Annotated in this window: 13 protein-coding genes and 1 pseudogene; 7 read left to right on the forward strand and 7 right to left on the reverse strand. The window is 33.7% G+C overall.

The window, feature by feature from the left end; genetic code table 11:
- Positions 1-3: 3 nt before the first annotated feature.
- On the forward strand, positions 4-1,467 hold the full coding sequence (gene cls, locus J6569_RS03705) for a cardiolipin synthase (RefSeq protein WP_296317649.1): 1,464 nt from the start codon (positions 4-6) through the stop codon (positions 1,465-1,467).
- Between the two features lie 38 nt (positions 1,468-1,505).
- Here cls and cpdA read toward each other — a convergent pair whose 3' ends face one another.
- Both cpdA and nudF read right to left on the reverse strand, forming a co-directional pair.
- On the reverse strand, positions 1,506-2,336 hold the full coding sequence (cpdA, locus tag J6569_RS03710; RefSeq protein ID WP_296317651.1) for a 3',5'-cyclic-AMP phosphodiesterase: 831 nt from the start codon (positions 2,334-2,336) through the stop codon (positions 1,506-1,508).
- A 166-nt stretch (positions 2,337-2,502) separates the two neighbouring features.
- Positions 2,503-3,132, reverse strand: coding sequence for an ADP-ribose diphosphatase (gene nudF / locus J6569_RS03715; protein WP_296317653.1), 630 nt, complete (start codon positions 3,130-3,132; stop codon positions 2,503-2,505).
- A 139-nt stretch (positions 3,133-3,271) separates the two neighbouring features.
- On the opposite strand from nudF, the gene tolC reads away from it, so the two are divergent.
- Positions 3,272-4,615: an outer membrane channel protein TolC gene (gene tolC, locus J6569_RS03720; RefSeq protein WP_296301305.1), complete on the forward strand. Its 1,344-nt coding sequence runs from the start codon at positions 3,272-3,274 to the stop codon at positions 4,613-4,615.
- A gap of 76 nt (positions 4,616-4,691) precedes the next feature.
- Here tolC and J6569_RS03725 read toward each other — a convergent pair whose 3' ends face one another.
- Positions 4,692-5,033 carry a LysR substrate-binding domain-containing protein gene (locus J6569_RS03725; RefSeq protein ID WP_296317655.1) on the reverse strand — a complete coding sequence of 114 codons (342 nt, stop codon included), beginning with the start codon at positions 5,031-5,033 and terminating at the stop codon, positions 4,692-4,694.
- Here J6569_RS03725 and J6569_RS03730 point away from each other — a divergent pair.
- Positions 5,018-5,737: an SDR family NAD(P)-dependent oxidoreductase gene (locus J6569_RS03730; protein WP_366941235.1), complete on the forward strand. Its 720-nt coding sequence runs from the start codon at positions 5,018-5,020 to the stop codon at positions 5,735-5,737. The genes J6569_RS03725 and J6569_RS03730 overlap by 16 nt on opposite strands.
- A gap of 127 nt (positions 5,738-5,864) precedes the next feature.
- Here J6569_RS03730 and J6569_RS03735 read toward each other — a convergent pair whose 3' ends face one another.
- Both J6569_RS03735 and metG read right to left on the reverse strand, forming a co-directional pair.
- Positions 5,865-6,356: a hypothetical protein gene (locus J6569_RS03735; RefSeq protein ID WP_296317656.1), complete on the reverse strand. Its 492-nt coding sequence runs from the start codon at positions 6,354-6,356 to the stop codon at positions 5,865-5,867.
- 562 nt (positions 6,357-6,918) lie between these two features.
- Positions 6,919-8,946: a methionine--tRNA ligase gene (metG, locus tag J6569_RS03740; protein WP_296317658.1), complete on the reverse strand. Its 2,028-nt coding sequence runs from the start codon at positions 8,944-8,946 to the stop codon at positions 6,919-6,921.
- A gap of 250 nt (positions 8,947-9,196) precedes the next feature.
- On the opposite strand from metG, the gene apbC reads away from it, so the two are divergent.
- The 3 genes from apbC to J6569_RS03755 all read left to right on the forward strand — a co-directional run bounded on the left by apbC (position 9,197) and on the right by J6569_RS03755 (position 12,399).
- On the forward strand, positions 9,197-10,270 hold the full coding sequence (apbC, locus tag J6569_RS03745) for an iron-sulfur cluster carrier protein ApbC (protein WP_174798606.1): 1,074 nt from the start codon (positions 9,197-9,199) through the stop codon (positions 10,268-10,270).
- A gap of 294 nt (positions 10,271-10,564) precedes the next feature.
- The gene (gene tpx, locus J6569_RS03750; RefSeq protein ID WP_085166029.1) at positions 10,565-11,077 is read left to right on the forward strand and encodes a thiol peroxidase; all 513 of its coding nucleotides are present in this window, start codon (positions 10,565-10,567) and stop codon (positions 11,075-11,077) included.
- 140 nt (positions 11,078-11,217) lie between these two features.
- Entirely contained in the window at positions 11,218-12,399 is a 1,182-nt protein-coding gene (locus J6569_RS03755; RefSeq protein ID WP_065589508.1) for a sugar transporter, read from the forward strand.
- A 105-nt stretch (positions 12,400-12,504) separates the two neighbouring features.
- On the opposite strand, the gene J6569_RS03760 is transcribed toward J6569_RS03755, so the two are convergent.
- Together J6569_RS03760 and J6569_RS03765 are read right to left on the reverse strand one after the other, a co-directional pair.
- Positions 12,505-14,430 (reverse strand): ABC transporter ATP-binding protein, encoded by a 1,926-nt coding sequence (locus tag J6569_RS03760; protein ID WP_296317660.1) that lies wholly within the window; start codon positions 14,428-14,430, stop codon positions 12,505-12,507.
- Between the two features lie 148 nt (positions 14,431-14,578).
- Positions 14,579-14,816, reverse strand: a pseudogene (locus J6569_RS03765) (transposase); the annotation flags it as partial.
- A gap of 78 nt (positions 14,817-14,894) precedes the next feature.
- Between J6569_RS03765 and J6569_RS03770 the strand changes: the two are divergent.
- A complete protein-coding gene (locus J6569_RS03770; RefSeq protein WP_174798609.1) occupies positions 14,895-15,509 on the forward strand; it encodes a hypothetical protein in 615 nt (204 codons plus the stop codon).
- Positions 15,510-15,817 lie beyond the last annotated feature (308 nt).

Below are 15,817 nucleotides of genomic sequence, written 5' to 3' on the forward strand. Positions count from 1 at the left end.
AATATGCAATTTACCTCATTTCATGCATTAATTAGTACTTTGATCTTCCTTATTTATTGGTTGATCATTGTTTCAACAACTTTACGGATTGTCTTTAAGCGAAGACCGACAACTTATGTTATTGCATGGATGCTGGTTATTTATATTTTACCGCTTGTCGGTGTGATTCTTTATTTTTCACTGGGCGAAGCTCACTTAGGTCAGCAACGAGTTAAACGCGCACAAAAAATGCGCCCGACTATTTCCAAGTTTATTAACCAACTAAGTGACTTTCCTGACATATTCACCAACAAAGTCAGCCAAGTCAGCAAACCAATTTTTCAGCTTTGTAAACATCAAACTGGTCTTGATGGAATTAATGGCAATCATATTGAGTTACTGAGTGAAACAAACATAATTTTTAACCGTTTAATTGATGATATAAATCATGCGACATCAAATATCGAAATGGTATTTTATATATGGAATGAAGGTGGTCGTGCTGATGATGTCGAGCAAGCACTTATTCAAGCAACTAAACGAGGTGTAACTTGCCGATTAATGGTTGATTCTGCTGGTAGCAGACATTTTATTAAAAGTAATGCTAGTAAAAGAATGCGTGCTGCAGGCATCATCATTGTCGAAGCCTTACAAGTAAATTTACTTCGATTTATGTTTAGGCGATTAGACTTACGTCAACACCGCAAAGTAGCTATTATCGATAACTATATATCTTATACTGGTAGTATGAATATTGTCGATCCGCTTTTCTTTAAACAAAATAAACATGTTGGCAAATGGGTTGATATCATGGTCAGAATGAATGGTCCCGTTACAACCCTTATGGGTGCCTTATATGCCAGTGATTGGGAATTAGAAACTGGCAAATATTTATCACTACCGAAAATTACTGATTTCGCTGAACCACCTGAAGATAATAAACACATTATGCAATTAATCGCATCGGGTCCAGGTTATATGGAAAACATGATCCACCAAGTATTATTAACAGCAATTTATTCGGCACAAGAACAAATTATTTTCACTACACCTTATTTAGTACCAAGTGATGATATTTTACATGCTGTATGCACAGCTGCACAGCGAGGTGTTGAAGTCATTATCATCATTCCCAAAAATAATGACTCACTAATGGTTAAATGGGCAAGCCGAGCTTTTTTTGCTGAATTATTAAATGGTGGAGTAAAACTCTATCAATTCAATGATAATTTGCTACATACCAAAAGTGTTTTAATTGACAATCAATTAAGTCTTGTCGGTACTGTCAATTTAGATATGCGCAGTTTATGGCTTAATTTTGAAATTACAACTGTGATTGATGATGCAGAGTTCGCTAAATCTTTATCAAATCTTTTACAAAAATATTTATCTAATTCAGATGAAATAAACACCAAAGAGTGGAATCAACGCCCTATTTGGCAACGCATTGTCGAGCGGCTTTTTTACTTTTTCGCACCTTTGTTGTAATTATTAACCTATTTTAAACTTATTATGATTACTAACTACTAATAACCATTTTGAGAAACATCAGGCAAAAACTGATTATCCTTTAATCGATAAACATCACTATCAATAGAACCATCAATCTTAAGTGTGATTTCCCGCCAACCTGGTGCATCGTCGCTTGATAATTGAAAATCGTAACATTCAGGTTTAAATTGAAAACAAGTGGAAGGAGTTGAAAATGCCTTACAATTATGCCAAACATAATCTTGTTTTTGATGAATATGTCCCCACCCAATTCCTTTTACATTGGGATGTTTTTGAATAATTTTCTCTAACTGGTCACTATTTTTTAAAATATGATGATCTAACCAATAGCAACCAGAATTAACTGGATGGTGGTGTAAAAAAACTAATGCATTTCTATTAGGATGTTCAGTTAAAACATTATGTAAAAACTTAAGTTCAGATCCAGACAAAAAACCGTAAGCCTGACCAACAACTTGGCTATTCAATAAAATAATTAGCCATTTATCTCCCAACAAAACTACCTTATTATCAACAAGTTGATAATTTGCAAACACACCTTGCATATACGAATAATTATCATGATTGCCAGCCAGCCACACACAAGGAGTATCAAATTTAATTATTTGTTCCGCAAAACGAGCATAAGCTTTTTTAGAACCATCTTGTACAAAGTCACCCGTTGCTACAATTAAATCAAACTTATTATTACTACGTTCAACTTCATTTATAACCGCTAGAAAACTTGCATTAGAATTAACACCAAGCAATGAAGCATTGTCATCAGCGAAAAGATGAGTATCAGTTATATGTAATATTTTACCGTAATTTTTATTACAGATTGGAAGTTTTAGAAATGACTCCAAAATTCACCCCAATTGTCTATTAATCTATAATGATGGTTAATAATGTCAACAACACAATAGACATTGTGACTGAAAAAACAATTTATTATAAATCCTAGCATTCTATTAAAGTGTAAAATAGTTCTCACATTTATGAAAGAAATAATTAAAAATGATGCCTAAAAAGTTATTTCCACTCTTTTCTTAAGAGCTCATGATTAAGTTCTAGCCACTGAAGTGCAATAATTGATGTAGCATTGTTAATCACTCCATCTTTAACCCATTGATAAGCTTGAGTTCGACTTACTACATGAACTTTAATATCTTCACTTTCTTCGTCAAGACCATGAATGCCTTCAGCGGTTGATGAGTCAACTTCACCCACCAAAATGTGCAATTGTTCAGTTAAACCTCCAGGAGATGCTAAATAACTGATGATGGGTTTACATCGACCAATAACAACTCCCGCCTCCTCCATTGCTTCACGTCTTGCTACTTCTTCAAATGATTCATTCTCATGATCCATCATACCTGCAATAAGTTCTAGTATCCAAGGACTATCTTGGGTTTCAATCGCAGCAATCCGGATTTGCTCAATTAGCACAACTTCATCACGTTTTACATCATATGCTAAAAGTACAACCGCATGCCCACGTTCTAAAATTTCACGAGTTACAATCTCACTAATTGAACCATCAAATTTTCGATATTGAAAACGATATTCAAGCAAAGAAAAAAAACCTTTATACAAGATTCGTTTTGTTAAATTAAACACATCATTTTTGTCAAAATTTACCAATCTGTCTTTAATTTTCATAAAAGCTCCCGAATTTAAACTGAATTTGAATAAAAAGTGCGAATGACACACAAACTATACTTACTATATACTAATTATCTGTTAAAATTACGTTATTAAAAATACTACTATATTTTAATGATTTTTAAAGAGAAGATTGATGAAAAAAACCTTAACCTTTTTAATTGGCTTAGCGTTAAGCCAATCTGTCTTTGCTGAAAATTTGATACAAGTTTATGAACAAGCAAAAGAAACTAACCCAGATCTACGCAGTTCATTAGCTGAAAAAAATAAAGCATACGCAGCAATTTCAGGTTCTCGTGCAAGTTTACTACCACAAGTTGGTTTAAGTGCTTCCTATGGTGTTACTCATGGTCGACGTGATACAAGTGGTGTAAAATCTAAAAGCGGCAACTTATACCAAGTCGCAGTATCTCAAAGCATTTTTAATTTCACAAATTGGAAAGCCTTAGATATTACTAAAAAACAAGCAAGTATTGCTGATATTGCCTATCAATACCAAGGTCAAACATTAATCTTAAATACTTCTGTCGCTTATTTTAATGTATTAAAAGCACTTGATGCATTAAGCTTTATTGATGCACAGAAAAAAGCAATTGGCCGTCAGTTAGAACAAACTCGTCAACAACATCAAGTTGGTTTAGTTGCAATTACTGATGTACAAAACGCTCAAGCCAATTATGACTTAACTGTTGCACAACAAGTTAATGCATTAAATGATCTAAATAATGCCATTGAAGCACTGCGCCAAGTAAGTGGTCGTTTTTATTCAAGTTTAGCAAGTGTCAATACCAATACATTTAAAACAGAATCACCAGCACAAATCAGCGCACTGTTAAAACAATCTGAAAAATCTAATCTTAATTTATTAACAATGAGGTTAAATCAAGACATAGCGCGTGAACAAATCAAACTCTCACAGGCGGGACATTTACCTACAGCAAGTTTAGATGCATCAACTAATTTGAATAAAACTGATAGATACGGTAATAGCGTAGGGACTGGCGCTCATGGTAAATCTTATTCAGGGAATAACTATGTTGGCGTCAGTGTAAACCTACCTATCTTTTCAGGTGGTGCAACAATGTCTAAAGTTGAGCAAGCACAACAAAATTACGTGAGTTTTAGCGAAAAATTAGAAAGTACTAATCGTGGCGTGATTAACCAAGTACGTTCATCCTACAACAATATTTCATCATCGATTAGCGCAATCAAAGCTTATCAACAAGCAGTTGTTTCGGCACAAAGCTCATTAGAAGCAACTAATTCTGGTTATCAAGTTGGAACAAGAACAATCGTTGACGTATTAAATGCAACAACTCAGCTTTACAGTTCTAAACGAAATTTATCTGATGCAAAATATAATTATCTAACTAGCTTACTACAACTAAAATATGCAGTAGGAACCTTAACTGCCAACGATTTAGTTTATTTAAACAATATGTTAGGGAAAGAAGTGAGCACTTTAGTAACGATAAAATAACTATTGTTTCTTTTATTACAACTGTTAAAAAAGGCGAACAAATCGCCTTTTTTATTATGTATAAAAAACACACCTATTACGATATTGCATTCAACACAAATTCAATAAATGCTTTTAATTTTGGTGGTTGCTGACGATCAGCAGTATAAAGCATATTAAGCGGCTTGGCAGGTGGTAAAAATTTTTGTAATATGGGAAATAATTTTTTCTGCTTAATTGGTTCTTGTAACATAGATTCTGGCAACATGGTGATACCTAGTCCTTCAATCGCAGCTATCGCTAACGCTGAAGTCTGATTACTTTGAAATGTCCCTGATATAGGAATATTAACTATTTCACCATTAATCATAAACGACCAAACATGATCTTTTTTATTCTGATTCACATATTGGTAAATCAAGCATTGATGCTTTTGCAAAACGAAATAAAAACCTTATTGTTATTGCAAGAAGACAAGAAAATTTGGCACTTTTACAACAAGAAATTGCAAAAATTTCCCCAGCATTAGAAGTAATTATAAAACTTTGTGATTTATCACAACCAACCAACGCTTATTCCCTTTTTAATGATTTAGACAGCTATTTTATTGAAACATGGATTAATAATGCCGGTTTTGGTCATTACGGCAGTGTTAGCGATCAAGATTTAGGAAAAATCGAATCAATGCTTCATTTAAATATTGAAGTCCTAACAATTTTTTCAACACTGTATGTACGTAAATATCAAAATGAATCTGGGACACAACTAATAAACATCTCCTCCCGTGGTGGATATACACTCGTTCCTAATGCGGTAACCTATTGCGCAACAAAATTCTATGTCAATGCCTTTACCGAAGGGCTAGCACAAGAATTAAAGCAAGCTAACGCCCAATTAACCGCAAAGGTGTTAGCTCCGGCCGCGACAAAAACAGAATTTGGTGAAAAAGCCAATAATGTCAGTAACTACAATTATGATGCAAGTTTTACCAAGTACCATACAGCAAAGCAAATGGCCGATTTTTTACTGGCTTTATACGATAGCAACAAAGTTATTGGTGAGATTAATACAAAAGATTTCTCTTTTTCACTAAAAGACAGCATATTTCCTTATTCAGGAAATCCGTTAGAAAATCAAAAATAATACAATAACGAATTTACATGCAATGTTAAATCAAACAGCAAAATATGAATTTTAACAAAATTGAGCTTTGGCAATCGTTATTTGGATTGCCAATTTCAGGATAAAAAGAGAAACATAGCATATTGATTTAAAGTGAAGTTTTATTTACTTCGATCAAAAAATGGCGTTTAAATGAAATTGGCCGCCAGATATGAAATAGGTTTCTAAGTGTAAACGGAAAGGTTTTTATAGGCTTTTTAAAAAGTTTAAGTAACCAACCATCAGTCCCCTCAAACGACATAAATTCAAAACTTACCGTATGGTCAGATAAAATTTTAATATTACAAAGACCACAAGCACTAAGCCAAGCATATGCGCCACCGCCAATTCTGGCACGATCAACGATATTGTGTTTTTTTGAATCAAGTAGATAGATGAATAAAACTTCTTCCCAAGGACCGCCATCTTGTATCACAAAAATTAAAACATAACAGTCATCATAGCTAAAAGCCATTTCTAAAAAGCGGCCTTCTAATTTTTCAGCATAGCAAACACCATCAACTTCAACAAGCGAACTAATTTTACCTCTTTTACCTTTAGGTAGCGGTTTTAATGTAATATTAGATATCAGTTTTATCATGTTTATCCTAAAAATACTTACTAAAATATTAATAAAAACCAATCAATAATAAACTTAATAAAGCCATCAATTGATAAGCAAAATAATAAAATACCCATATTGAAAATAGATTATAAAACTAATTAATGGCTAGAACACAAATCCTCCGGTTGTGTTAGCTAGGATTTCTATTAATTTACCTGATAAATCAAAATTTATTGCTTAATAATGGACTTAACTTAGTTTTAACGTAAAAGAAAAGAATAACAAATAGTTGTTGTATCGTCTTCAACCTGAGTAGGTATAAAAATAAAATGTCTTGATTTAAATACTGGTTTCTATTTTTGGACACTCATTGCGCTCTATCAAACTGTAATGAGATTTTTTAGAGTAGAAAGAAAAACTCATAAATAGTTACATAATAGTTGGTTAGCTAAACACTTATATAGAAAACAATCCTAAAAACTCACACTACAATTATTTATCAAATTAGCAATTTTTATACTGAAACATATAGTTATCAGAAACATCTTAACAAGCATATTAACTTGTTAAGATGTGACTTCTATAATAAAGGTATCAATTACGAAATTCGCATTCCTGGTTTAGCACCACTATCTGGTGATAGTAGGTACACACCTTCATCATCACCTTTACCACTCGCACAAAGCACCATACCTTCAGAAACACCAAAGCGCATTTTACGAGGAGCTAAGTTAGCAATCATAATAGTTAAACGCCCAATTAACACATCTGGGTCAGGATAAAACTGCTTGATACCTGAAAACACATTACGGGTTTCGTCACCAATATCAAGTGTTAATTGAAGTAATTTATCGGATCCTTCGACAAAGCAAGCATGTTTAATTAAAGCAATGCGCATATCGACTTTAGCAAAATCATCAAAATTAATCGTGTCAGCGATAGGCTCTGCAACTTTAGGTTTTGCCGGTTGGGCTAATGCAGCTTGTTGTTTTGTTTCTTCAATCATGTTTGTAATTTTATCCATATCAATACGATTAAATAAGGCTTTAAACTGATTAATTTTATGACTTGTTAAAGCATTATCAATTTCATTCCATTCTAATTTGCTATTTAAAAATGCTTCTGTACGTTCAGCCAATGAAGGCACAATTGGTTTTAAATAGGTCATTAAGATGCGGAATAAGTGAATACCCATTGAGCAAATATCTTGCAATGTTTGATCTTGCCCTTCTTGTTTAGCAACCACCCATGGCGCTTTTTCATCAATATAACGATTAGCTTCGTCAGCAAGTGCCATAATTTCACGAATTGCCTTGCCGGATTCGCGTTGTTCAAAGTAGTCAGCAATCACTTCTGCTTTTTCAACAAACAAGGAATACAGTTCAGGCTCTGCCACTTTATCTGATAATTTGCCGTCAAAGCGTTTATAAATAAAACCAGCCGAACGCGAAGCAATATTAACGACCTTGTTGACTAAATCACTGTTTACACGTTGAACAAAGTCTTCTAAATTTAAGTCAATATCATCGATATGTGATGATAGTTTAGCGGCATAATAATAACGCAAACAGTCAGGATCTAAATGTTTTAGATAGGTACTTGCTTGAATAAAAGTACCGCGTGATTTAGACATTTTTGCACCGTCAACCGTGACATATCCATGAACAAAAATATTCGATGGCTTGCGATATTCACTACCTTCAAGCATAGCTGGCCAGAATAAACTATGGAAGTACACGATATCTTTACCAATAAAATGGTAAAGTTCTGTATTTGAATTTTTGTCCCAAAACTCATCAAAAATTGGTTTATTTTGTTTATTACAGTAATTTAAGAAAGATCCCATATAACCGATTGGTGCATCTAACCAAACGTAAAAATACTTACCAGGCGCATCGGGGATCTCAAATCCAAAATAAGGTGCATCACGGCTAATATCCCACGGTTGTAGGCCTGATTCGAACCATTCTTGCATTTTATTAGCAACTTGATCTTGTAATGTTCCTGAGCGAATCCACTCTTGTAACATAGTTGAAAAAGCAGGTAGATCAAAAAAGAAATGTTCAGACTCTTTTAAAATCGGCGTAGCGCCCGAAACCACAGACTTAGGTTCAATTAAATCAATAGGATTATAAGTAGCACTACACACTTCACAGTTATCACCATACTGATCAGGCGCTTTACAGCGTGGACAAGTACCTTTTACAAAACGGTCAGGTAAAAACATCTGTTTTTCAGGATCGAATAGCTGTGAAATAACTTTAGTTTTAATATAACCATTCGCTTTCAAACGTTTATAAATTTGCTCTGATATCTCACGATTTTCTGGGCTATGTGTTGAATGGTAATTATCATAACTAATATTAAAGCCAGAAAAATCACGTTGATGTTCGGTTTTAACTTCACTAATCATTTGCTCTGGAGTAATCCCCAATTGCTGAGCCTTGAGCATAATTGGCGTGCCATGGGCATCATCAGCACAAATAAAATAGATCTCATTACCACGCATACGTTGATAGCGTACCCATACATCAGCTTGAATGTGTTCTAGCATATGACCTAAGTGAATTGCACCATTGGCATAAGGAAGTGCACAAGTCACCAATATTTTGCGTTGAGTTGTCATGTTGATTTATTACCCTTTTTTACATAATGGCAGAAATAGTACATCAATCGTGGGATTATCGCTAGATTTATGCCATAATTTGATAAAATTTATATACTCAATTCATATTTCAAACAGAAAATAATCATTTTTATGAGGGTAAACCAATTTACTGTTTACCGCCTTATTATTTAAGGTATTTTACGCTTTTAATACAAGGTAATTGGAAATGAAACGAGTATAAATACTGAGGCATAAAGAGATAACCATAATGAACACTGAAGTAAAAAAAATTCTTGAAAATTTTATTCATTCAACTCTACAAAAAAATTTACTTGAACTTGGGGCAATAAAAAAATGCGAAATAGTTAATCACCACTTAACTATAAATTTAACAATGCCTTTCGCTTGGCAATCTACTTTTGAAGAATTGAAAAAAATAACCACTCCAAAATTACTTAAACTTAACAGCGTTAATGAAGTTGACTGGCATATTGAATATAAAATTGCTACTTTAAAACGTGCTAATAACCAAAATGCCATTAATAATATAAAAAACATTATCGCAATAAGCTCAGGAAAAGGCGGTGTGGGTAAATCATCAACAGCGGTCAATCTTGCGCTAGCTTTACAAAAACAAGGCGCTAAAGTGGGGATCTTAGATGCAGATATTTATGGTCCCTCGATCCCAACCATGCTAGGTACAGAAAACCAGCAACCCTTAACACCCGATAATAAACATATGACACCAATCATGGCATATGGGCTTGCTAGTAATTCCATTGGTTATTTAGTTGATCCTAATGGTGCCATGGTATGGCGTGGACCTATGGCAAGTAAAGCACTATTACAGATTTTACAAGATACGCTTTGGCCAGAACTCGACTATCTTGTCATTGATATGCCTCCAGGCACAGGGGATATCCAATTAACCCTAGCGCAAAACATTCCAGTTACTGCTGCTGTGATTATCACAACTCCTCAAGATATTGCTTTAATCGATGCAAAAAAAGGTATTACCATGTTTAATAAAGTAAACATACCAACACTAGGAATTATTGAAAACATGAGTTACCACATTTGCGAACATTGTGGACATCATGAGGCCATCTTTGGTGAAGGTGGTGCAAAACATTTAGCTGAGCAATATCAAACCAAATTGCTAGGGCAAATTCCACTTCAAAAAATGTTACGCCAAGATCTTGATACAGGAAAGCCCACTGTCATTAACCACCCTGATAGCGAATTTAGCCAACTTTATTATCAAATTGCAGGCAGTATTGCTAGTGAGTTATATTGGCAAGGTGAAGCGATTTTGCCTGATATTGCTTTTAAGACATTGTAACTTAAAAATCCAACTATTGGCTGTAAAAACAGCCAATACTAATTACATATCATTTCTATTAATTCGATAACTACTCAAATTTATTCATCATTTTGAACAATAACATTATTAACAATAATAGAAATCGGCTAATTCATCACTTAAAACAAATTCAAGTATTGTTCAGAAGTTGTTTTAGTTCTATATTGGAACAGTTCTAAATCTATTTATCCCTAACAAGTGCAACAACTCCAATTCATTGGAAGACATTACACTGTCAACAACGTGATTCGTCACAACACTAAGGAAAATGTTATGCAAAAAAGAGTTAATGAAATCACCATGCGCGGAGCACCTATTACTTTGTTAGGCACACAAATTAAAGTTGGCGACACAGCGCCCAATTTTATCGTGCAAGATTTAAAAATGAAGCCCATTAAATTGTCCGATTTTAAAGGTAAAATCAGAATTATTAATTCGGTTCCATCCATTGATACCTCAGTATGTAGTGCTCAAGTGCATCGCTTTAACGTCGAAGCGGCAAAATTAAAAGACACAGTGATATTTTCAATTAGCGTCGATCTACCTTTTGCCTTAAATCGCTACTGTGCTGCTGAAGGTATTGATGCCGTTAAAGTCACCTCAGATCATAAAGAACTCAACTTTGGTTTAAAATATGGAGTTGTTATTGAAGAGTTGCGATTACTTTCTCGAGCTGTATTTGTCATTGATAAAAACGACAAAATTGTTTATGTGGAATATGTCAAAGAAACCTCTTCTGAACCTGATTATGACAAAGTCCTAGCTGCAGCTAAAGCACTAGAATAAATCGCTATAATGAAACATCGCCCTCAAATACTAATATTGGTGGCGATTAAGTTTAAGATTTATTCTTAGCAACTATTTAATAGACAAACATATTCAGTTATAATCAAAAGTAATCTAATATTCCCTCCAAAATCTTAATCATGAATAATAGTATTAACCGATCTCGGGTTTGGTCATCAATTCTTTGTCTTGCATTTGCGGCATTTATTTTTAATACAACGGAATTTGTACCTGTCGGGCTATTACCCAATATTGCTGAAAGCTTTTCAATGGACGTAGCTCATGCGGGATTATTACTCACCATTTATGCGTGGGCTGTCTCGCTATTATCATTGCCACTCACAGTATTAACATCAAAAATGGAACGAAGGAAGCTACTTATCCTTTTATTTTGCCTATTTATAGGTAGTCATATTTTAGCTGGAGTCGCATGGAATTTTTACAGCTTAATGATAGCAAGAATTGGTATTGCTTGTGCACATGCGGTATTTTGGGCAATTACAACACCACTTGCAGTTCGGTTAGCGCCCAATGGTAAAAAAGCTAAAGCAATGGGCTTTATTGTTATTGGCGTATCGATGGCAACCATTCTAGGCATTCCAATTGGCACCATCATAGGACAACTCGTTGGCTGGCGCGTGACTTTTTTATGTATTGCTGGTATCGCTTTTTGCGTGATGATATTACTACTCCGCTTATTGCCTACTGTACCAAGCATGGATATTATCTCTATCAAAGATATTCCAATGGTATTAAAACGCCCAATACTGCTAAACATTTATTTATTAATTGCCATTATTATTGCAGGTCACTTTACTGCCTATACCTATATTACGCCATTCATGAAAAATATTGGTGGATTTAATCAAAATGTTATCGTCCTTTTATTATTAGTTGTAGGTTTTTCTGGAATGATTGGTAGCGTTATTTTTGCAAAATATGCTGAAAAAAATCCAACCGCAATTTTCATCATCCCTATGCTATTACTGATTACTTGCTTATTATCGCTTTATGTCTGTTCATTCACGCTTTATACTGCAATCATTCAATGTTTAATTTGGGGGCTTTCCATTACAATTATTGGAATGGTTATGCAAAGCAAAGTAATTGATGCCGCACCCGATGCCACAGATATAGCCACTTCAGTCTATTCTGGTATTTTCAATATTGGAATAGGAGGCGGTGCTTTTATAGGCAGTAAGGTATTAATTTTACTTTCAATTGATTACATTGGTTATGTTGGTGCGTGTTTTGTCATCATCGCACTATTATTATTCTACTTTTTATCTAGAAAATTATGGAATAATAAAACGGTTATTTAAAAAAGGGTTATGTAAAAAATATTATATAAAAACCTTAGGGTAAGGAAACAGCATTATTTATTTTATAACACAAATAAATAATGCTGAAAAATACTAACATTTACCTTATGATTTACTTAAAGACTCTAACTGTTCCCATCTTTCAAAAACAGCTTCTAATTCAGCCTCTTTATCTGCCAAAGATTGTAAAATTGGACTAGTAATTTCATGAGTTTGATTAAAAAAGTCACTTTGACCAATTTGTGCTTGTAAATCAGTAATCTCTAATTCTAATTGTTCTATTTTGCTTGGTAATTGTGCCAATTCTCGTTGTTCATTATAACTCAGTTTAACTTTCTTTTTAGCGGTTCGCTCACTACTTTGATTATTAGTAGCAGATAATTCTTTTTTAGGTTGCTCAAGTTTATTAACTGTCGTTACTTTAACTGGTTGTGCTTGCTGCTGTTGTTGCAGAGCATCGGCATAACCACCAGCATAAACACCAATATGGCCTTTTTCTTCAAAAAACCAACATTGAGTGACCACATTATCAACAAATTGCCGATCATGACTAACCAACAAGACAGTTCCTTGATAATCATTCACTAACTCTTCTAGCAATTCTAATGTTTCAATATCAAGATCATTGGTTGGTTCATCAAGTATTAATAAATTGCTAGGTTTTAAAAATAGTTTAGCCAGCAATAAACGATTACGCTCCCCACCAGACAGTGCTCGTACAGGTGTTCTGGCACGTTTAGGCGGAAATAAAAAGTCCTGTAAATAACCAAGTACATGGCGTGAACGACCATTTACCATTACCTCTTGTTTACCTTCGGCTAAATTGTCCATCACTGTTTTTTCAGGATCGAGCTCTAACCGATACTGGTCAAAATAAGCCACTTCAAGCTTAGTGCCACAATGCACACTACCTAATGTTGGTGTCAAATTACCCAACAACAGTTTTAATAAAGTTGTTTTACCAATACCATTAGGACCAATCAGAGCGATCTTATCACCACGTAATACTTGCACAGAAAAATCATTAACTAGTAACTTATCCTCAATCTGATATGTCACATTTTCAAGCTCAAAAACAATTTTTCCTGAACGTAATGCCTCCTCGATTTGCATTTTAGCACTACCCATAACTTGGCGTCGCTTGCTATATTCTTGACGCATTGCTTTTAATGCTCGCACTCGCCCTTCGTTACGTGTACGGCGAGCTTTAATACCTTGCCGAATCCAGACCTCTTCTTGGGCAAGTTTTTTATCGAATTCTGCATTTTGCAACGCTTCAACACGCAATGCTTCTTCTTTACCAAGCAAATAGTTATCATAATTCCCACTCCAAGACGCAATTTTACCTCGATCCAGATCAATAATACGCGTTGCCATTTGACGAATAAACGAACGATCATGGGAAATGAACACAATACTGCCATTAAAACTTTTCAAAAAATCTTCCAACCATTTAATGGTTTGAATATCCAAATGATTGGTTGGTTCATCAAGCAATAAAACTGTTGGTTGACAAACCAACGCTTTGGCTAATGCGGCTTTACGCAACCACCCACCCGATAACGAAGACAACAACGCGTCACCATCAAGCGATAATGAAGAAATAACATTACGAATACGGCTATCTAATTGCCAACCATTTTGATGATCTAACTGTTCTTGCATTTTAGCTAATTTATCTAAATTACTTTCGCAAGGATCGTGCTCAACACGATGAGCTAAATCATAGTAATCTCGTAATAACTGTGCTTGTTCGTGTAATCCTTCTGCCACAAAATCAAACACACTACCTTGCACATCACGAGGAGGATCTTGTTGCAATCGTGAAACAATCACATTATTTTCATAAATAATTTGCCCTTCGTCTAATGGCACTTCTTTATTTAAAACTTTAAGTAAAGTCGATTTTCCAGCACCGTTACGGCCAACAAGACAAACACGCTCATTTGGCTCAATAGACATATCGATATGATCAAGCAACGGCGCATCACTAAATGAAAGATAAGCATTGGTAAGATTAATTAATGACATAGTTATTGGTGGTTTTTATTTAGATATTAAGTAATAAAACATTATTCTATCATAAAGTGACCAAAGGCAACTAAAGCAAATACAAAAGATAAACCAATATATAAGAATTACTGGCATTATTTATACTTTCATTGTAACTACCTCAAACTTAGTACACAACTGACGTAGAAAATGAAGCTGCCTGTTTTAATGTTTTATATTTGAACAGTGTCATGTTATTTAATGCATCATGCGGTCTTTCGGTGTTATACTTCGGTTATTTGCCTTGCTTGCGCTAAGTTGTTAAAAAGATATAAATCGAGTACTTCAGTACGATAGGTACGATTAAATCGTTCAATATAGCCATTTTGGTAAGGGCTACCGAGCTCCATATAATCAATGGCTATATCATGTGGATCGACTACACTAATTCATACAACTTTTTTAATGAGTAAGGTAAATTTATCAGTAAAGGAACATGCTAGATGACACGATTAAAAAAAAATATCGATATTTTGAATATTCTTACTTATAAAATTAAAAGTTGGGATAGACAAAATGATCTTATAGAACTATCAGAGCTAATATCTGATTTAGAAAAATTTAGTAGAAAAGAAAGATCTTTGTACTATAAAGAGTTTTTTTCCGATGTTGCATTGGCTGAAAAATTAATATACTTGTATAAAAATGAAAATTTAACCAAAGAAGCTACTATAAATATAGTATCTTGCATAGGAAATATGATAAAAGGATATAATCTCCCCCCTTTAGATAATTTTTTTAAATTTTTTAATGAATTGAAAAATGTTAAGAAAATAGATTACTATGTTTCTTTATTTATTACTAATTTCCCACAGTTTTATATGGAGGATAAAAAATGGGATTATATCTTATCAATTTTAAATATCAGTCCAAAAGCGAAATCAGAAAGAAATTTTTACATTGAAATAAAAAAGATTTTAAATCGTAATGAATGCATTCCAGACAATTACTTAGATAAATTTATAGCTTCTTTTGAAAAAATGTATAATAAAGCTAAAAATGATTTTTACAAAAATGATTATAAGGAAATACTTTTGAAGTTAAGTAAATTAAAATGAATCTTATAAATTATATATTTATATTGGAATCAGAAAGATGGATAGACCTGTAATTGCTATGATATTTAAGTCTTCAGTTGAAGTCAAAGCTAAAGAAATCAGAATTCCAGGGAAATGTGGCGGCGATAAATGAGAAAATTATATTTCCTAAAATACGGTGATCCTCGCCAAAATATTAGACAGTGCCCGCCTCTATCATTTTTCGTTTTGGTAATATTGTTGTTCATATTATTCAGGTGATACCCAGCCATTGGCTGAATAACGGCGTATCCGATTATAATAGATTTCAATATATTCAAATAGTGCTT

Origin of the sequence: Gilliamella sp. (assembly GCF_024104075.1) — a bacterium.
Classification (GTDB): Bacteria; Pseudomonadota; Gammaproteobacteria; order Enterobacterales; family Orbaceae; genus Gilliamella; species Gilliamella bombi.